We start from the raw sequence: 20,442 nt of genomic DNA on the forward strand, positions 1-20,442 counted from the left end.
TGACTGCTAAAGATATTTAAATTGTATAAAAAGCGATCCACGGAACACAATAAAAATACATTGGAGGTTTCAGCAAACGGTCAAATATGGCTAACTTCACGGTCTGAAAATGTCATTTTTTTGAATTCCTATCTCGACCATCTCAATGAGGCCCAAAAAGCACCTGTCCTGCACAAGGACGGGCCGCTCATGGTCATTGCCGGGGCAGGTTCCGGTAAGACACGTGTGCTGACCTATCGGATCGCCCACCTGATGCAGCAGGATGTGGATGCGTTCAATATCCTCGCCCTGACCTTTACCAATAAGGCAGCCCGTGAGATGAAAAAGCGTATTGCCGATCTTGTCGGGACCTCAGAGACCAAGAATCTCTGGATGGGGACTTTCCACTCCGTTTTCGCCCGCCTTTTGAGGTACGACGGGGATAAACTGGGTTACCCGAGCAACTTTACCATTTACGACACACAGGATTCCCAGCGACTTATCGCCTCTATCATAAAGGAGATGGGGCTAGACAAGGACATTTACAAATACAAACAGATACAGAATCGCATTTCCTCATATAAGAACAGTCTGATCACGGTAAAGGCCTACTTTCAGAACCCGGAACTGATGGAAGCAGATGCGATGGCCAAAAGGCCCAGGCTGGGAGATATCTATCAGGAGTATGTTGACCGCTGTTTTAAGTCGGGTGCCATGGATTTCGACGACCTTCTACTGAGAACAAATGAGCTGCTGACCCGTTTTCCGGACGTGTTGCTCAAATACCAGGACCGGTTCCGATATATCCTGGTGGATGAGTACCAGGACACCAACCATTCCCAGTACCTGATCGTCAAAGCCCTCTCAGACCGGTATCAGAATATCTGTGTGGTGGGGGATGACGCCCAAAGTATCTATTCTTTCCGAGGGGCGAATATTTCGAATATCCTCAATTTTCAAAGGGATTACGACGATGTGGCAGTTTACAGGCTCGAGCAGAATTACCGCTCGACCAAGAATATCGTGAATGCGGCCAATGCGATCATCGCCAAGAATAAGAATCAGCTGGAGAAAGTGGTCTGGACCGCCAATGACGAGGGAAATAAGATCAAACTTCACAGGTCCCCCACGGATGCAGAAGAAGGCAGGTTTGTAGCCGGGTCCATCTTCGAGAATAAAATGCAGCACCAGCTTCCAAACAACCATTTTGCGGTACTCTATCGAACCAATTCCCAGTCGAGGTCCATTGAGGATGCCCTGAGGAAAAGGGATATTCCGTACAGGATCTACGGCGGACTCTCATTCTATCAGCGTAAGGAGATCAAGGACGTCCTTTCCTACCTGAGGCTGGTCATCAACCCAAAGGATGAGGAGGCGTTGAAACGGGTTATCAATTTCCCGGCAAGGGGTATAGGTCAGACGACCATAGACCGCCTTACCGTGGCGGCGAACCACTACGGGAAATCCATCTTCGAGATCATAGAAAACCTCGATAAGTTAGACCTGAAGATCAATTCGGGAACCCAGCGGAAACTGGAGGACTTCGTGAACATGATCAAGAGTTTCCAGATCATGAATGAAAATGCAGACGCCTTTACCCTGGCCGAACACGTGGCCAGGAAATCGGGGATCCTGCTGGAATTCAAAAAAGACGGGACCCCGGAAGGGATCGCGAGGATGGAAAACATCGAAGAATTGCTCAACGGGATCAAAGACTTCGTAGAGGGGCAGAAAGAACTGGCTGACGCTAAAGGCGACCTTACCGAATTCCTGGAAGATGTAGCTCTGGCCACTGATATGGATAAGGATACCTCCGATGACGATCGGGTAGCCCTTATGACCATCCACCTGGCAAAGGGACTGGAATTTCCCTACGTTTATATCGTAGGTATGGAGGAGGACCTCTTCCCCTCAGCCATGAGTATGAATACGCGGAGTGAACTGGAGGAGGAGAGAAGGTTGTTTTACGTAGCCCTGACGAGGGCCGAAAAACAGGCCTACCTCACCTAGACCCAAAATAGGTATCGCTGGGGTAAGTTGATCGATGCAGAACCCAGCCGATTCCTGGAAGAGATCGATGAGAAGTACATTGACAATCTAACTCCCGTTGATAATTACAGGTTCAAACCCCTGATCAGCTCGGATATTTTTGGGGAAGTCGATAAAAGCAGGCTCAGGCAGCAAAAGCCCACCAATGGAACCCCTCCGTCCCCCGGAAGACCCAGCGCGGACCAGTTGAGGAAGCTCAGAAAGATAAGGCCCAATTTGGGTGAGCCTTCAGTCCGGACCCAGGAAGATATTCCGGAACTCTCTGTCGGGACAAAGGTAAATCATACGCGCTTCGGCAAGGGCGAAGTGATCAAGCTCGAGGGGGCGGGTAATGACAAAAAAGCAGAGATCCGATTTGAGAGGGGGGATGTAAAAAAACTGCTGCTCCGATTTGCCAAACTTGAAGTTTTAAACTGACGGGTATGCAGGCAGAATTCATCCGGATATATAATGAGAACCCCAATCCCAGGGAGATCCAAAGGGTAGTGGAGGTGTTGCGCAAAGGCGGTCTCGTCATTTACCCCACGGATACGGTCTACGGCCTGGGGTGTGATATCACCAAAACCAAAGCCCTGGAGAGGATCGCCCGTATCAAGGGAGTAAAACTCGATAAAGCGAACTGGTCCTTCATCTGCGCAGACCTGAGCAACCTCTCGGATTACGTCAGGCAGATAGATACGCCAACTTTCAAGATCCTGAAGCGGGCGTTGCCAGGACCTTATACCTTTATCCTCCCCGGAAACAACAACCTGCCCAGGGCGTTCAAAAACAAGAAGACCGTTGGGATCAGGGTGCCGGATAACGCTATTACCAAGGCGCTGGTGGAAGGGCTCGGGCATCCTATCATCTCTACTTCCATTAGGGACGAGGACGATGTGATCGAGTATACCACGGATCCGGAGTTGATCCTGGAAAAATGGCAAAACCTGGTCGACATCGTCATCGATGGAGGCTATGGGGGGAATGTGCCTTCCACCGTGATCGACCTGTCCGGATTTGAGCCAGAGGTAGTTCGGGAAGGGAAAGGGTCCCTTGATATTCTGTAAAAAAAAACCGCGATACTCAGTATCGCGGTTTGAATTATTGCTTTTCTAGAAATCTTACTTGATCGCTGGGTCTTTCATCCCTTCCTCGATCATGCTGTAGAACTGATCCAGTTTTGGCAGCACTACGATGCGAGTCCTTCGGTTCTTGGCACGGTTGGCAGCTGTATCGTTGCTCATAAGAGGTACGTAGTAGCTGCGTCCGGCTGCGGTCATACGGGCAGGATCCACTTTGAAATCATTCTGAAGAATCCTGACGATTGAGGTAGCCCTTTTCACGCTGAGATCCCAGTTATCCAGGAGTACTCCGCTCTGATAAGGTACGTTGTCTGTATGTCCTTCGACCATGAATTCAAAGTCGGGTTTGTTGTTGACGACCTTGGCCACTTTTCCGAGAACCTCTTTGGCAGCCGCGGTTACATTATAGCTTCCTGAGCTAAAGAGTAATTTATCGGAAATGGAAACGAATACCACTCCTTTCTCCACGCTGATCTGGATATCTTCGTCATCCAGGTTACCCAAAACACCTTTCAGGCTTTGAACCAGGGCGAGGTTTACTGAGTCTCTCCTTGTGATGGCATCCTGCAATTTGCGGATGGTCAGATCCTTTTCCTGCAGGCTCTCGAGGGATTTTTCCAGGTTTTCAGCTCCTTTGGTGGTCAGGGTCGTCAGGTTCCCCATGTTGTTGATCAGCTCCTGGTTGTTGGCTTTCAGGAAGGCATTCTGATCTTCCAGGGTTTTCAGTCGGGCAGTAGCTGAGGCTTTGTCCTCCAGACAACTGTTCAGTTTTACCGTGGCCGAATTCAGCAGATCCTGGGTCTCTTTTTGTTTGGCTTCCAATTCGGCATACTTCTTCTGGGAAACACAGGATGAGAGTAAGATCATCATTCCCAGGCTTCCTAATAATATTCTTTTCATTGTAGTACTTGATTTAATTTTTGGATTATTGATTCTGTTAGGTTTTATTGTTATTTGGGATCAAAATTATAGAAAAGCATATTCCATAATATAAGGTTTTAGTTAATCTTTTACTAATTCGTTAAATGACCCTATTTTATATACGTAGTGGGAAAGGACAATGGATTTTGTCTTGTAGTATTTTATCACGAAATCTGATTTTTCCCTTTTTCGATACATCTTCCTGAACTGCCTGTAGTAGCTCAGGTGGGCTCTGAGAATGGCAATGCAATGACGGCCTTTCCCCTGGAAGATGAAGCGGACCGCCGCGATCCCGTCGAGCAACAGTCTTGACAGGATGATCACCAACGCCTTTTTTCGGGGCAAATTCTTGGTGATAGAGAAAAGGGAATTCCTGAAATTGAGGTAGGTTTTCTTGGGGTTCATATTGCTCAGGGTAGAGCCACCCAGGTGAAGGACCTGGGATCTACCTACATAAAAGATCTTATACCCTTTGTTTTGGGCCCGCCAGCAGAGATCTACTTCTTCCTGGTGGGCGAAATAGTCCTCATCAAACCCCCCTAGCTCATCAAAGACCTTTTTCCGGATGAACATGCAGGCACCTGTGGCCCAGAAGATCTCTTTTACATCATCGTACTGTCCGTGATCCTGTTCGAGCGACTGAAAGATCCTGCCTCTACAAAAGGGATATCCCAGCTGGTCCAGAAATCCACCTGCGGCCCCGGCGTATTCGAAGTGATCGGGTTTAAGTAGGTCGAGTATTTTGGGTTGTACGATAGCTACGTCGGGGTTTGCCTCAAAGATTTCCATAACCGGGGACAACCAGTTTGGTGTCACTTCCACATCGGAGTTAAGGAGACAGTATACGTCTGCATCCACTTCCTTCAGGGCATCGTTGTAACCTTTCGCAAACCCTCCATTGGTGGAGTTCTGAATGATCTTAATCTTCGGATAATTCCTTCACAGAAAGGCCACTGAGCCGTCGGTTGAAGCGTTGTCTGCCACATAGATATCTGCTTCTCCGGAGTTTTCGATCACGGAGGGCAGGTATCTCTCAAGCAGGGCTTCTCCGTTCCAGTTGAGTATGACGACCGCAAGGTTCAACATGTTGAGATTCCGGGTTTATAAATTGCCGATAAAGCTGAAGCTGGCAAGGCCACAAAGTAAAGAAATAAATCGCACATGGCCGGGTCAGGTAAAAGAACGGTTTTATCCCATTCTCCCGTTATAAGAAGGAAGATCCTCGATGAAAATATAAGAGGAATTCTCATAGTCGATCCGGCAAAAATAGTGATCCAGCCCATTGGTAACGAGCAGAAACCGTGCCTTTAGGTCGAGATTGTACCTGGCAGCCTGGTCAAATGAATCCTCAGTGATCTTTATTTTGGGTGCCTTGCATTCCACCAGGATCTCTATGTCTCCTTTTGGAGAGAACACGACGACGTCGAAGCGCTTTGAGAGGGTGTGAACCTTGATCTGCTTCTCTACGTTGATCAGACTCAGAGGGTAGTTCTTATCTTCATGAAGGTATCGGACAACATGCTGCCTTACCCATTCCTCAGGTTGCAGGACCACAAATTTTTTGCGAACCACATCAAAGATCAGGGGGTTATTTTCGCTATTTTTGAAACGAAAACGGTATCCCGGAAAATTGAGATTTTCCATCTCACAAAATTGTCGATTTTTTTTCGATGGAAGAAGTAAAACGGCTTATTGATGACATCCGCAACGGGAAAATACTGCCCGTGTATTTCCTGATGGGGGATGAAGGGTACTACATAGACCGTATAGCTGAATTTATAGGCACAAACGTTCTTACCGAGGAGGAAAAGGGATTTAATCAGATGGTTCTTTACGGGAAGGATGTCAGTGTAGACGATATCGTTTCCAATGCCAAGCGTTTTCCTATGATGGCAGAACGTCAGGTGATCATCGTCAAGGAAGCTCAGCACCTGTCAAGGACCATAGAACAACTGGCACCTTATGTGGAAAACCCTCAGCCATCAACGGTCCTGGTGATCTGCTACAAATACAAGAAACTGGATAAACGCAAAAAACTCCACAAAGTATTAAAAGCGCCCAACGGCTTGGTTTTCGAAAGTAAAAAACTGTATGAGAACCAGGTCTCGGAATGGATACGAAAGGTGCTGAAATCTAAGGGATATCCTATCTCCCATAAGGCTTCTATTTTATTGGTGGAATTCCTGGGTACCGATCTCAGCCGCATTCATAATGAGCTGGAAAAGCTGTCCGTAGTCCTGCCGAAAGGAACGGAAATCACCCCGGAAGTCATAGAAAAGCATATCGGCATCAGCAAGGATTACAATAATTTTGAACTCAAAAAGGCCATAGGGGAGAAAGACATCGTGAAGGCCACACGCATAGCCACTTATTTCTCCCAGAATCCCAGGGACAATCCCTTTGTGGTGACCGTTTCCCTCCTGCACACCTTTTTCACCCAATTGCTACAATATCACGGGCTCAATGACCATTCGCCCCGGAACGTGGCCAGTGCACTGAGGATCAATCCGTATTTCGTCGATGAATTCCAGGTTGCAGCCAGGAATTATTCCATGAAAAAATCAAGCAAGGTAGTCGCTTACCTGCGGGAACTGGATATGAAAGGAAAAGGGGTGGGCGCCTATAACATGAGCCAGGGAGACCTGCTAAAGGAGCTCCTGGTCAAGATCATGTAGCGCTATTTTTTGTCCACACTGTATTTTCCGGGTCCCAATAGCATGATCACCAGGAACACGGAAAGGAAAAGCAATGCTTTTTCCTTAGTTCCGAACGGATCATCGGCATGAACGATAAATGCGGCCACTGCCATCGTTACAGCTGTAGGGATGGCAGCCCAGCGGGTCTTAAAGCCGATTAGTATCAGGATGGGACAAATGAATTCGGCAATTATCGCCAGGAAGAGGGTGGGTGTGGGACCGAATCCTATGGGATCACCGAACTCAAAATCTCCTGAGATGAGTTTCTGGAATTTGGGATAACCATGGGTGAGCATCATCGCAGAAGCAGAGATCCTGAGCAGGGCCAACCCTATGTTCACTTGCAGACTGTTTTTCATGATATTTGGGGATATGTTAAATAAATGTAAAGTTTTTTTAGAAATAAACAATATTTTGACCGAAAATCCTGTCTAATTTAAAAACCAGCTCGTCAGAATTCTTTTGATTGAAAGAGAGAGGAGGTTTGATCTTCAGAACATTGTCAAAAGGTCCGTCCGTGCTAACCAGGACAAATTGATTCCGCAATTCGTTTTTTAGGACAGAAGCGAGTGTAGTCAGTGGCTGTCCTTCAGGGGATACCAGTTCGACCCCAAGAAACAGGCCATAACCCCGCACATCTCCGATTACAGGGTATTTTATCTTTAAGTTGTTCAAAGCAGACTGGAGGTATTCTCCGGTATTCCTCGCGTGTTCCTGCCGGTTTTCTTCAGCAACTACTTCCAGGACTGCTAGCCCGATCTGGCAGGAAACGGGATTCCCTCCAAAGGAACTGAAGAATTCCGGACCCTGCCCGAAGGATTCGGCTATTTCATCTGTGGTGACCACAGCGCCCATGGGGTGACCGTTGCCCATGGGTTTTCCAAGGATGACAATATCAGGGACAACATCATAGAGCTCATAACCCCAGAAAACCTCACCGAGCCTGCCGAAGCCTACCTGCACCTCATCGCTGATGACCACACCTCCCTGTGCCCTGATCTCCGGATATACAGCATTCAAATATCCTTTGGCCAGCGGTACCTGCCCACCACATCCCACAATGGGCTCGGCGATGAATGCCGCCAGTTCTCCATCGGTCTCATGGATCCTCTCGATGGCTTCCCTTGAATAATTCTGGCCGGCCGTTCCGTCATCTTTCCAGGGGCTTCCGAATACCTTGGGCAAGGACAACTCAACAGTATCCCAGGGCTTGCCGTCCGGTCCTAGTTTCTGATACTTGTAGGCGCTGATCTGCATCCCCGCCTGAGTATGCCCGTGGTATCCACTGTCCAGTACCGCCACTTTTTTCTTGCGCGTATGGTATTTGGCCATCCGGATGGCGAGGTCACTGGCCTCACTGCCAGAATTCAAGAAATAAATCTTATTGAGTTTCGGGGGGAATTTGGCTAGAAGGGCGGTGCTGTATTCCTCCAACGCCTGGTACAGGTAGCGGGTGTTGGTGTTGAGTTTTGCCATGGCCTTGCGGCCTGCCTCTACCACACGGGGATGGCAGTGCCCCACAAGCATGATGTTGTTATAGGCATCCAGGAAAGTGTTACCCTGTGTATCATACATATATTGAAAGGCAGCACGTTCCATAGGAATGGGATCCGCATAGCTGAGGGAAAGGTTCTTTCCAAAGTGCTCCTTCCTGTTCTTGAGGAGTTCGGCGGTAGATGCCGTGTGCAGCCTGCTAAAACCACAAGCCTTCCTGAAAGTATTGGCCGCTTCCATGGGATTGATCCTCAGCAGTTGGTGCAACAAAGCCCAGGCTCCTTCTTCACTTATAGTGATATAGGAAGATCCCTCTTTCCCGCCGGAGGCTGCAGCAGAATTGCATACGCTGATACAAAGCCGGGCCGCGATGAGCCAGTACAGGCTGTCACATTCGAGTTCCGTTAGTGGCATTTCCCTGTGGTAGGCCTCGAGAACGTATTGCCCGTATTCCAAAGGACGATCCTTGTGCATCATGGCGTAGGTCATCCCAATGGCCACCTCATTGACCGTCCAGGTATGGCACATATCACCAAAATCGATGATCCCGCTTACCAGTTTGCCATCTGTCAGGACATTCCAATCGTTGGCATCACCGTAGATCAGAGATCTTTTAAAGCGATGGGATATAGGCGATATCTGGTCGTCGAATTGGAGCAGGAAATAGGCCACCAGATTCCTGTCTGGGGCATTTGGTATCTGACGGAGCAGGGGAAGGCAACGTTTGGTATGCCTGAGATCCCAGTCAATTTCTTTGGCTTCCAGGACAACTTCAGAAACAGAACACAAGAGGGTATCCATCCTGCCCAGGGTTCTTCCCAGGTCGCTTAGTAACTCGGGACTATGAGGGACGGATGCCAGGAATTGCCCTTCCAGGAAGGTCAGCAACCTGTAGAGCGTGCCTTCATCCTCTGTAAAGGGAGCTCCTGTTTTGGTACAGATCCGGCGTGAAAAGGCACAGGTATCCATATTTCCTAGTAGTTCTAACACCCTGTCCTCGGCCCGGAGCTCATCCCTTGTCCGCTGGGTGTCCTGGTACTTTTTACAAACATAGATACCATCTTCTGTTTCCACCTTAATGTTGGTGCTTACATAGCCCTCCATGGGAATCAGTTGAAGGACCTTCAGGCCGTACTCTTGTTCCAGGATCCTCTTTACCGACATAGGTTCACAGGGTTAGTATCCCTAAACATAGGACAATTCTAAGAGAACGAAAAAGAATTTTTGTCTAACGAAGTTCCGGAAAATCCGAAGGGTTGGCCTCGTGCATGATCTGGTAGATCTTTTCGAAGATATCTTCCGCATTGGGCTTGGAGAAGTAATCTCCGTCTGAGGCATAGGCAGGCCGGTGGGACCTGGCGCTCAGGGTATGCGGAGCACTGTCGAGATATCTGTAGGCTCCCTGTTTTTCGATGATCTCCTGCATGAGATAAGCAGAACAGCCGCCCGGCACATCTTCGTCCACGATGAGCAATCGGTTGGTCTTCTTTACACTTTTCAGGACATCACTTCGGAGGTCGAAGGGTAGCAGGGACTGTGCATCGATCACTTCTGCATCTATCCCCACCTCTTTCAATTCCTCGGCCACATCCATGACGATCCTCAACGTGGAACCGTAAGATACGACGGTAATATCCGTACCTTTTTTTACTACTTCCACGAGTCCGATGGGTGTACAAAGTTCTCCCAGATTGGAGGGCCTTGGCTCTTTGAGGCGATAACCGTTGAGGCTTTCAACGATTAGAGCGGGCTCATCACTTTTCAGCAGGGTGTTGTAAAAACCGGCGGCTTTGGTCATGTTCCTGGGTACAAGCACATACATTCCCCTCAGCAAATGTATGATCCCACCCATTTGGGATCCCGAATGCCAGATCCCTTCCAGCCGATGCCCCCTGGTCCTGACAATGAGGGGTGCTTTTTGTTTCCCTACGGTGCGATAGAGCAGGGTTGCGAGGTCGTCGCTCAGTGTTTGCAGGCCGTACATGAGGTAATCGAGATACTGAATCTCGGCGATGGGCCGGAGTCCCCTCAGTGCCAGGCCTATTCCTTGTCCCACGATAGTGGCTTCTCTGATACCGGTATCTGAAATGCGGATTTCACCGTATTTTTTCTGGAGTCCCTCCAGTCCCTGATTGACATCCCCTATGGCACCGCTGTCTTCCCCGAAAATCATCAACTCAGGGTACTTCGAAAAAAGAGCATCAAAATTATCCCGCAAGATGATCCTGCCATCCACAGGTTCTGGATTGTCGTCGTATGTCGGTAAGATCTCCTCTATATTAGTCGCCTTGTTAGGCAACTCGCTGTACAGGTGGGAACTGAAATGTGGCTGGTTCTTCTTCATGAAGCCGGAGATCCATTCCTCCAGGGCTTTCTTCTGTGGAGTGTGTTCCCCCAGGACATAGCGCAGTGCCTTCCTTGGTAGGGATGCGAGGTCTTTCTTTAAGGGTTCTTCCACCGCGATGAGATCGTTCTTGATCTTGGAGATAAAAGCCTTGTTCGGGCTGCTTTGGGCCAGTCCTTCCAGTAGGTGAACCAGTGCTTTCTTATCCTCTTTGTGAGGGTTGAGGAATTCATTCCAGGCGTCTTTCCTGGCCATCCGAACCTCTGTCTTGATCTTTTTTTCCAGCGATTTCAGATCCTCCTCTGAGGCGATGCGGTTGGAAAGAATCCATTCCCTGAAACGCTTATTGCAGTCATTCTCTTTTTCCCATGCCAGGCGCGCCTCACTTTTGTAACGCTCATGAGACCCTGAGGTGCTGTGCCCTTGCGGCTGGGTGAGTTCCGTTACGTGAATGATGACAGGGACGTGTTCCTCCCGGGCGATATCGGAGGCATTTTCATACGTGTGGATCAGGGCGGTGTAATCCCATCCTTTCACCTTCAGGATCTCATATCCGGGTTCGTCTTCCGTTCGCTGGAAACCCGATAGGATAGCCGAAATGTCTTCCTTCGTGGTCTGGTATTTCGCTGGTACGGAGATCCCGTACTCATCATCCCATATGCTTACAATCATGGGAACCTGCAGGACCCCGGCGGCATTGATGGTCTCGAAAAAGTGTCCTTCACTGGTACTCGCATTGCCTATAGTACCCCATGCTACCTCATTACCATTATCTGTGAATTTTTCTGCCTGAAGGCCTTTTTCATTTCGGTATACCTTGGAGGCCAGAGCAAGACCGAGAAGTCGGGGCATTTGTCCGGCAGTGGGGGAGATGTCCGGACTGCTGTTTTTTTGCTGGGTGAGGTCTTTCCAGGTGCCGTCTTCACTTAGACTATACGTACCAAAATGCCCTCCCATCTGTCGACCGGCACTCATGGGCTCTTTTTCGAGATCAGTGGTCGCATACAGGCCGTGGAAGAATTCTTTGGGAGTCAACAGCCCCAGGGCCATCATAAAGGTCTGATCTCTGTAATACCCGCTGCGAAAATCGCCATTATTAAAAGCCCGTGCCATTGCGAGTTGAGGCAATTCCTTCCCATCCCCGAAGATGCCGAATTTAGCTTTTCCCGTGAGAACCTCCCGCCTTCCGAGGAGGCTGCATTCCCGACTCATAACGGCGACCTGGTAATCGTTCAGTATCTGCTTCCGAAATTCGTCAAAGGAAATATCCTCACTGGTTTGAAGCTTCGGGTCCATGGAACAGAAATTTTGACGAAAATATCAAAAAGAAGGGGTTTTTGCAAGGGGAAAATAGGGAATAGCATTAACAATTTGTCAATAAAATTCGCAGATATGCTTAAATATTGTAAACTAAATAATACAAGACCTCAATAATTAAGAATATGTTAATTTTTAAAACCACTTTCGGGTAAACAGCCCTATCAGGGTTTTTGGGCTTAAGGTCACGAGAAATCGAATCTTCTCATCATAGGCCGGTTGGGCGATCTCCCATCCGTTGTTGGAGTAAATAGGGAAATACAATTCGAAATAATCTGTCACCAGGTTCAGGCGTATCCCCGAATCATAGACAAACCTCGGATCGATACCCCTGTTCTTTACAAAGCCTATGTCACCGTAGAATTCTATCCATCGCCACAAATTCACACTGGCATTCGTAGTAACCAGCCAGTCATTGGCAAAGGGATTCTCTAACTGCGATTTGAAACCACCCTCCGCAATGATGATCTGCTGACTGGTAATACCTGTTTCTTCAGATCGACCCAAATAATCGTAATCAAAGAGATAATCGGTTGGCCGGTCGAGGGCAAAACTGAAAAAATCCGAATTGGTCTCGTTTCGCAGAAATTTACCGGCGAAAAACCTGAGATTGAGTTGGGTATTATTGTCAAAAAGCTTCCGATATTCAAAATTGAAAGACAGTTTGGAGAAGTCGGCCGAATGCTGTCCGTCAACGAACCATGAGAAAAAATCTATAATACCATTGTTATAGTGATTGTAACGAACATTAAATACACTGTAATCAGGGTCGGTCTCAATAGAGAGGGAAGGATCGATATCCCTGAATACGTTCACATACCTAAAGACCAGGGAACGCCGTTCGTTCGAAATGAGATCGTCCGGTCTCCAGCCGAGGCCAAAGGCGGGGGTCACGGTGCTGTATCTCGAATTGGTCTGAAAATGAAAACTCGACATGTTGAGACTGTAATTCGCGACGTATAGTCCACTTTTTCTTAGGTATTTACGGTAGTTGAACCCGGCTACCCCGACAAGGGACCGTTCTTTGAGTGCGAATGAAGGTGCCAAGCTGAAAATAAAGGGCCTTTCCAGCAAGGTTTTATTGGAGAACCTGATCCCCGGAGAGATACCGTCATACACGTTGAAACCTGCCACAGGCATGTAGAACAACTGGTTGTAATAAGGATTTTCGGCGTCCTTTAGGAATTGAAGTTTTAGTTTTTTATTGCTGGAGAAAAAACCGCTCAGGGATTTCCAGTTGTCCCTTTGGTTGAACTCCGGGATGTTTTGATCGTAATTCAGAACGAGGCGGTCTTCTTCGCGGTTAGGTATAAGGACGGTGTCAATCCCGATGATATTCGAGAACCAGTAATTAGAGATCACACTGTCATTTTTCAGGCCGAAGAGGGAAATAGGCACATTGGTCCCGCTCTTATTCTTAAGGACCACTGCGAGGGTATCTTCCAGATTGTCCACCCTCTTGATCTTAAAATCGATCCTTTTATCCGTTTCTACATAGGTATCGAAAAACCAGGCCACGTCCCTGGATACGTTAGATTCCACGGCTCTCCTGAAATCCAAAGAGGTTACCCGTTGAAGCTTGTAGGTGTTGTAGAATTCCTTAATGCTATTATCTACCTCCTCCCTTTCCGTATAGGCAGCGAGATAGGCCAGGCCCAGCCCCGCCTTGTAAGTGTTGGCGATTTTCTGGTTGAACTTAATGAGGGAATCGTTGGAGGTGGTCAGCCGTTGGTCCAGGTTCTTCCTCGCCGTAAGCATATATAAAAACGGATACTGATCATTGAAGGACATCTGTGCCAGGGTAAAGGTACTTATAGGCCAGATGGAAGAGAGTTTTCCCAAAAGTTTTTGGTCCGGGTAATACGTTTCCACAAAACGGATCATGAGGTAGTTGACAATAGCGTCCGTGACCCATTGCTCTTTTCTGGGGTTGAGAAACAGGGTTTCGCGAAGCTGACTCAAAAGGGCCGTTTTCAGGAATTTCATCTCAAACTGGAACTGCTCTTCATAGGGCCTGATGAATGAAGGCAGCTGATTGAGCCCGTACAGAGGGTTCTTGTTAAAGTCGGTTTCGCTCACCAGCAGTTGTTCATAGGGGTACTCTCCCAGGTTCTCGTGTATGAACTGGGTGATACGGTTTATAGAGATCCCCTGGGAAATTTCGTCATATTTGGGAGATCGGATATCGGTGACAACGATGAGATAAGGCGTAACGTGCTTGATGAACTTACGGGAAGAATTCAGGATCACGTCCCCGCTTTTCCGGCCTACCCCTTTAAGAGTTGCTATCTGTTTGGAAGGATAGGACGTGATATTGACCTCGTTGTAATTGGTACCCAGGAACAGGTTTTCTGGGTAGGTAAGGGTGATGGTGGTGTTCGTGATACCGGTGTACAGGTCTTCCAGGTTCTTATTGGTATACAATTGCCAGTCATCCGTGTATACTGCAGGCGTCAGGTACCAGTCCTTTAAATAATATCCGCCTCTGGAATCATAACCATAGGGGGTATACCTGTTCGGAGGGAGTGTGACCGCGTAGGTGAGGTACATTTTTACCGAGGCTCCGGGAGGCAGTGGCCGGTTGAGCTGTATTTCTATCAAATCCCTTTTCCTGGTTCGTTTCCAATTCAGGTTGCGGAATTCAAAATCCGACATGCCGAAGATGCGCGTCGAGCCCCTTTCGTCGTCTTTGGCCAGGTGCAGGGTTTTCCTGAAGTCCTCTGCAAATCGCTTCGCCAGGTCTGTCTTCTTACTGGAATACGAATGGGCCCAGTCATTGAAATAGAGTACGGCAAGGGTGTCCTTAGAATCGTTCTGGTAGGTGAATTCTTGCTGTATCTCGATCTCCCTGGTCTCGGGATACAGTTCGGCTTTCAGAATATTGATGTGCTGGGCGAAGACACAGCCTGGCCCCAATAAAGAGATCAGACAAAGACAAACAAGGAATACAGTTCTGTCTTTTAGCCTCATAAGGGATTAGAAATTTGGACTGAGGGTATGTCCCTTATAGAATGCATCGATGATATCCACAACTTCTTCTGCTGAATCGGCCATCTTTACCAGGTCGAGATCTTCCGGACTGATGTTTTTTGCTTCCAGCATGGTGTTTCTGATCCATTCCATGAGACCTGACCAGAATTCAGAACCGACCAGGATGATGGGGAATCGACCGATCTTATGGGTCTGTATCAGGGTAATCGCTTCGAAGAGCTCATCGAGGGTGCCAAATCCACCGGGCATGACCACGAATCCCTGGGAATACTTTACAAACATCACCTTCCGAACGAAGAAATAGTCAAAATCCAGACTTTTATCGTTGTCGATATAGGGATTGTCATGCTGTTCAAAAGGGAGTTCGATATTCAGGCCCACAGACGTGCCCCCAGCCAGGTGCGCACCTTTATTCCCAGCTTCCATGATCCCGGGTCCGCCGCCCGTGATGATCCCATAACCCGCTTCAGCTACTTTTTTGGCGATCTGTACAGCCATTTCATAATACACATCCCCGGATTTGGTTCGGGCAGACCCAAATATGGTCACACAAGGCCCAATGGCGCTCATTTTCTCAAATCCATTGACAAATTCTCCCATGATCTTAAAGATCGCCCAGGAGTCGTTCGTCTTGATCTCATTCCAGCCCTTGTGATGTTTCTCCTTTCTCATACCTCTATGCCTTAAAACGCGGATTCCGGCTATACATTATAAATGTCGTAAAACTATTTTTCAATGGCTAAGGGCCGGGTCCAATTCTCTTTTCAAAAATTGTGCGGTGTAACTCTTGGCATCGGCCGCCACTTCTTCCGGTGTGCCTTCAGCCACGATCATTCCGCCTCCTCTTCCCCCTTCATACCCGATATCGATGATATGGTCTGTCATTTTGATCACGTCCATATTGTGTTCGATGATCAGGATGGTATTCCCCTTGTCGACCAGCCGGTTAAGCACATCCATCAGGACCCGGATATCTTCAAAATGCAGGCCTGTAGTGGGTTCATCCAGTATATAAAATGTATTCCCTGTATCCCTTTTGGACAATTCTGTGGCCAGTTTCACCCGCTGGGCTTCACCTCCCGACAGGGTGGTGGACTGCTGCCCCAGGGAGATATATCCTAATCCTACATCCTGTATCGTCTTGAGTTTTCTGTAGATCTTGGGAATGTTCTCAAAGAAATCCACGGCCTCGTCAATGGTCATGTCAAGCACATCGGCAATGGATTTTCCCTTGTAACGGATCTCCAGGGTTTCCCTGTTAAAACGTTTCCCGTTGCAGGTCTCACATTCCACATAGACATCGGGCAGGAAGTTCATCTCGATCACCCGGAGGCCTCCTCCCTGGCAGGTTTCGCATCGACCTCCCTTGACATTAAAACTAAACCTCCCAGGTTTATACCCGCGAATAGCCGCTTCCGGAGTTTTTGTAAACAGAGATCTGATCTCACTGAACACTCCTGTGTAAGTGGCCGGATTGGACCTCGGGGTCCTGCCGATAGGCGACTGGTTGATGTCGATGACCTTGTCGATATGTTCCAGCCCTTTTATCCTTTTATACGGCATAGGTTTCTTCACCCCGTTGAAATAGTGGGCATTCATGATGGGGTAGAGGGTCTCATTCACCAGGGTCGATTTTCCGCTCCCAGATACGCCGGTCACGCCTATCATTTTTCCCAGGGGAAAGGAAACTGAAATATTTTTCAGGTTATTGCCTGTACAACCTTCCAGTACGATCTGTTTTCCATTGCCCTCCCTTCTTCGCTTGGGGATGGGAATCTCCCTCTTCCCCGTCAGGTAGTCGGCTGTGAGCGTGTCGTGCTGTTTCAGTTCTGCGGGTATGCCTTCCGATATGATCTCCCCTCCGTGCTTTCCGGCCCTGGGACCTATGTCGATCACATGGTCTGCATTTTCTATCATGTCCTTATCGTGTTCCACGACGATAATGGAATTCCCTATATCCCTGAGAGACAGCAAGGACCTGATCAGTCTTCCATTATCCCTCTGGTGCAGGCCGATACTCGGTTCGTCAAGGATGTAGAGCACGCCGACCAGTTGTGAACCGATTTGGGTGGCCAGTCGTATCCGCTGGGCTTCCCCTCCGGAAAGGGATTTTGAAGGCCTGTTCAGGGAGAGGTAATCCAGTCCTACATCCAGGAGGAACTGAACCCGACTCCTGATCTCTTTGATGATCTCTTCGGCGATGATCTTCTGGTTTCCACTCAGGGTCTTTTCAAGGTTTTCAAAGAATGCAGCCAACTCGGCTATGTCCATTGCCGCGAGCTCGGCTATGTTCTTTTCTCCAATCCTGAAATTCAGGGATGCTTTTTGGAGGCGTGTCCCATGACATTCCGGGCACCGGATCTTGTCCATGTAATCCTTGGCCCATCTCTTGATGGAAGTGGAATCCGAACTGTTGAACTGATTCCTGATAAAATGAGCGATCCCCTCGTAATCGATGGTGTAATCCCTCCTGACCCCCAGTGATTTGGAATCCACCACAAAGCGTTCCTGACCCCCGTAAAGAATAACTTCCATGGCTTCTGCCGGTATTTTGGAAATGGGGTCTTTCAGGTCGAATTCATAGCGCTTTGCTATGGTCTCCAGTTGTTTAAAAGCCCAGGATTTCTTGTATTCTCCCAGGGGGGCGATACCGCCGGCAGCGATGGACAGCTTCCTGTCCGGGAAGATCTTTTGTTCATTGATCTGATAAGTGTGACCCAGCCCGTTGCATTCCTCACACATGCCTTTGGGGGAATTGAAAGAAAACGTATTGGGTTCAGGGGTAGGGTAGGAGATGCCTGTGGTAGGACACATGAGGTCTCTGCTGAAATACCTGGGCTCGCTATCCCCTTCGGCAAGGACCATCAGGGTGTCGTTGCCGCTGTACATGGCTGTATTGATGGATTCCGAAAGCCTTTTTTCCAACTCTGGATTATCGGTAACAGCCAGCCGGTCTACCACGATCTCAATGTCGTGTGTCTTGTACCGATCGACCTTCATACCCTTGCGCAGATCCTGCAGTTCACCGTCTACGCGAACCTTGACAAACCCCTGTTTGGCGATCTGCTCAAAGAGTTCCCGGTAATGTCCTTTTCTCGATTTAACAACGGGGGCCAGGATATTGATCCGTTTTCCCGAAAAGGAGGTAAGGATGAGTTCGCGGATTTGCTCATCGGAATAACTGACCATCTTTTCACCTGTCTTGTAACTGTAGGCGTCTGCAGCCCTGGCATAAAGCAGCCTTAAAAAATCGTAGACCTCGGTGATCGTACCCACGGTGGACCGCGGGGATTTGGAAGTGGTCTTCTGTTCGATGGCGATCACTGGCGACAGACCATCGATCTTATCCACATCGGGCCTTTCCAGACCTCCCAGGAACTGCCTCGCATAGGCCGAAAAGGTCTCGATGTAGCGCCTCTGGCCTTCCGCGTAGATGGTATCGAAAGCAAGGGAGGACTTTCCACTGCCGGAAAGACCGGTTATGACCACCAGTTTTTCCCTGGGGATGCTTACATCAATGTCCTTGAGATTGTGAACACGGGCACCTTTTACTTCTATGTGTTCTTCGAATTTCGTCATGCAAAGAGGCAAAGTGGCAAAGGTACTCTTTTGATTCCTAAAAATGAAGTGAGTACAGCCCCCTCCATGTTAATTCCATTTTAATTTAAGAGGGTTTGACATGACTAAATCTTTAATCATTTCATTGATCAAATCACTCATGCTTTCATGACATCAAGCAACAGCCGCAGAGGCTTTAGACTCTTCGTTATGAAACAGGAAAGGAAATTTTGAAGTTCCTGATGGTACTGAATTAATATTCTCCTCTTTCAGGAATTCAGGCCGGAAGGGTACGAAGGCAATGCTGCCATTACAGTGGTGAAGCCCGTATTTCCTCCTCATATCAAAAATGTACCATTCACTATTTCGGAACCGGGTCCTCATGCGTTTAGAGATCAGAGGAAGAATGTTGTGCCTGGGTTTAATAAAACGAATGGCGGGTGTTTCAGGCTCCTGATGACCTGTCAACTTACGCTCTGTTTGGATTTTTTCCTTTTCGACATCCGCAGCCAGGTTAAAAATTTCATGAAAACGGGTATCGTACATGATATTCCTTTTAGTGTCTCTGTTTTTTCTCCAGGAATAATAAAAATCCAAGAGGGTTTTTTCCAGATTCCTTTCCTTACTCATAAAGGCAAAATACAGGGTCTTCAGGGCGCTGTAATTGTCAACCCTCAATTGCTCCCACAAGATCCTCGCGTGTTTCAGGCGGGTTTCGATAAAGCTGGGATCGGGAAACAGGGCATCTTCCGTTTTTTCTTTCTTCTTTAGTATTTCTACAGCCAAACCGCGTTGCTCGATGTCATAAAGTACAGTAAGAAAACCGTTAAAACTACCGTCGTAAAAGTGAACTGCTGCTTCGGAATCCATATCCTTTATATTTGTTTTCAGGTGGCCCTGAGTTGTACATATTCCAAATATATGGATATATTCCATAATATGGAAATATTCCTAATATATTTTGGATATTATCCAAATTTCTTATCTTTGATCAGAGGAGTTATTGATTAATGTCCAAATTCAGGCACAATGGAAAATGAATTGACTATCAAAAGGTTTACTGATCTCAGGAGGGAACTGGGGTATACTCAGGCCGAATTCGCTGCCCTGATCGGGGTATCCAGTACCACGGCAGATATTGAAAGAGGGAGGACAAAACTTTCCGGCAAGGTTGTAGCGGCCCTGTTGAAACAGTTTAAGGTGAATCCACTGTGGTTGTACGGGGAAAGCGAGCAACAATATATTGAAGCCTCCGGTACCAGTGTGATCCCCAAGGTGGTCACGGTAGATTCCTCTGACAGGGAGAACATGGTCCTTGTCAATGCAAAAGCCGCAGCCGGATATCCTCAGAACATACATGATACCAGCTGGTACCGACAGCTACCTGCCTTTGATCTTCCCATCCCGGAATTCCGCAATGCCACCTACAGGGGTTTCCAGGTAGAAGGAGACAGTATGCTCCCCAACCTGAAACCGGGTGAATGGGTGCTTGCACGGGCTGTGGAAGACCTCAGTGATATCAATTCCAATAAGATATACGTAGTGGTCCTGCAGGATTCAGTGATGGTGAAAAAGATCGAAAGGCCTCCGAATTCCAATAAGATCCTGTTGATCTCCCTGAACGAATCCTATCCACCTTATGAAATAGAACCCTATCAAATACAGGAGGTTTGGCAGGTGAGCAGCAAGATTACGTTCGGGGTTGATGCGACCACTGAGAACGGCCTCCTGCGTCAGCTACAACAATCCATGGAAGAATTGAAAAAACAATTAAAGGCCTAGGCTATCTGGCAGCGGAAACATCTCCCAAATCCAAAGTCAAAGGGCCTACCTTGTGAAATTGGGGTAACCATACCCCGTTCTCTGTCTTCTGCCAACCTTCCCAGGTGGCTGACAAGCCTTTCAGGGGAAGTATCTGAACCCACATTCTGAATTTTACCGGAAACAACTCATCATTCAATTCCCACAAGTAGGAGTCTCCCGGTGTATCTCCTCCCTGGGTATAGGTGACCAGCAACCCGGTCTTGCCATC

Annotated in this window: 12 protein-coding genes and 3 pseudogenes; 4 read left to right on the plus strand and 11 right to left on the minus strand. The window is 48.1% G+C overall.

All coding sequences use genetic code 11. The annotated features are described in order from the left end of the window. Nucleotides 1-120 precede the first annotated feature (120 nt). A pseudogene (locus ABYP73_RS00135) lies at nucleotides 121-2,445 on the plus strand (ATP-dependent helicase). A gap of 5 nt (nucleotides 2,446-2,450) precedes the next feature. Continuing rightward, nucleotides 2,451-3,074: an L-threonylcarbamoyladenylate synthase gene (locus ABYP73_RS00140; RefSeq protein ID WP_372973099.1), complete on the plus strand. Its 624-nt coding sequence runs from the start codon at nucleotides 2,451-2,453 to the stop codon at nucleotides 3,072-3,074. 54 nt (nucleotides 3,075-3,128) lie between these two features. On the opposite strand, the gene ABYP73_RS00145 is transcribed toward ABYP73_RS00140, so the two are convergent. The 3 genes and pseudogenes from ABYP73_RS00145 to ABYP73_RS00155 all read right to left on the minus strand — a co-directional run bounded on the left by ABYP73_RS00145 (nucleotide 3,129) and on the right by ABYP73_RS00155 (nucleotide 5,654). After that, the gene (locus tag ABYP73_RS00145) at nucleotides 3,129-3,989 is read right to left on the minus strand and encodes an OmpA family protein (protein ID WP_372946417.1); all 861 of its coding nucleotides are present in this window, start codon (nucleotides 3,987-3,989) and stop codon (nucleotides 3,129-3,131) included. Between the two features lie 102 nt (nucleotides 3,990-4,091). Beyond that, nucleotides 4,092-5,093: pseudogene (locus tag ABYP73_RS00150) on the minus strand (glycosyltransferase family 2 protein). A gap of 105 nt (nucleotides 5,094-5,198) precedes the next feature. Further along, nucleotides 5,199-5,654 carry a type I restriction enzyme HsdR N-terminal domain-containing protein gene (locus ABYP73_RS00155; protein ID WP_372946419.1) on the minus strand — a complete coding sequence of 152 codons (456 nt, stop codon included), beginning with the start codon at nucleotides 5,652-5,654 and terminating at the stop codon, nucleotides 5,199-5,201. Between the two features lie 26 nt (nucleotides 5,655-5,680). Between ABYP73_RS00155 and holA the strand changes: the two genes are divergently transcribed. Next, a complete protein-coding gene (gene holA / locus ABYP73_RS00160; RefSeq protein ID WP_372973100.1) occupies nucleotides 5,681-6,685 on the plus strand; it encodes a DNA polymerase III subunit delta in 1,005 nt (334 codons plus the stop codon). Between the two features lie 2 nt (nucleotides 6,686-6,687). Here holA and ABYP73_RS00165 read toward each other — a convergent pair whose 3' ends face one another. The 7 genes from ABYP73_RS00165 to ABYP73_RS00195 form a co-directional block, all read right to left on the minus strand. Beyond that, nucleotides 6,688-7,065 (minus strand): DoxX family protein, encoded by a 378-nt coding sequence (locus ABYP73_RS00165; protein WP_372945855.1) that lies wholly within the window; start codon nucleotides 7,063-7,065, stop codon nucleotides 6,688-6,690. Nucleotides 7,066-7,102: 37 nt separating this feature from the next. Further along, on the minus strand, nucleotides 7,103-9,364 hold the full coding sequence (locus ABYP73_RS00170) for an aminotransferase class III-fold pyridoxal phosphate-dependent enzyme (RefSeq protein WP_372973101.1): 2,262 nt from the start codon (nucleotides 9,362-9,364) through the stop codon (nucleotides 7,103-7,105). Nucleotides 9,365-9,428: 64 nt separating this feature from the next. After that, nucleotides 9,429-11,840, minus strand: coding sequence for a thiamine pyrophosphate-dependent enzyme (locus ABYP73_RS00175; RefSeq protein WP_372973102.1), 2,412 nt, complete (start codon nucleotides 11,838-11,840; stop codon nucleotides 9,429-9,431). A 156-nt stretch (nucleotides 11,841-11,996) separates the two neighbouring features. After that, nucleotides 11,997-14,831: a metalloprotease gene (locus tag ABYP73_RS00180; RefSeq protein WP_372973103.1), complete on the minus strand. Its 2,835-nt coding sequence runs from the start codon at nucleotides 14,829-14,831 to the stop codon at nucleotides 11,997-11,999. A gap of 6 nt (nucleotides 14,832-14,837) precedes the next feature. Beyond that, entirely contained in the window at nucleotides 14,838-15,524 is a 687-nt protein-coding gene (locus ABYP73_RS00185) for a TIGR00730 family Rossman fold protein (RefSeq protein WP_372945521.1), read from the minus strand. 60 nt (nucleotides 15,525-15,584) lie between these two features. After that, a complete protein-coding gene (uvrA, locus tag ABYP73_RS00190; protein ID WP_372945523.1) occupies nucleotides 15,585-18,431 on the minus strand; it encodes an excinuclease ABC subunit UvrA in 2,847 nt (948 codons plus the stop codon). Between the two features lie 153 nt (nucleotides 18,432-18,584). Further along, entirely contained in the window at nucleotides 18,585-19,280 is a 696-nt protein-coding gene (locus tag ABYP73_RS00195) for a DUF4130 domain-containing protein (protein ID WP_372973104.1), read from the minus strand. A gap of 159 nt (nucleotides 19,281-19,439) precedes the next feature. On the opposite strand from ABYP73_RS00195, the gene ABYP73_RS00200 reads away from it, so the two are divergent. Beyond that, nucleotides 19,440-20,192, plus strand: coding sequence for an XRE family transcriptional regulator (locus tag ABYP73_RS00200; RefSeq protein ID WP_372973105.1), 753 nt, complete (start codon nucleotides 19,440-19,442; stop codon nucleotides 20,190-20,192). Nucleotide 20,193: 1 nt separating this feature from the next. Here ABYP73_RS00200 and ABYP73_RS00205 read toward each other — a convergent pair. Next, nucleotides 20,194-20,442: pseudogene (locus ABYP73_RS00205) on the minus strand (hypothetical protein); the annotation flags it as partial.

The sequence above is a fragment of the Muriicola sp. genome (assembly GCF_041567615.1).
Lineage (GTDB): Bacteria > Bacteroidota > Bacteroidia > Flavobacteriales > Flavobacteriaceae > Muriicola.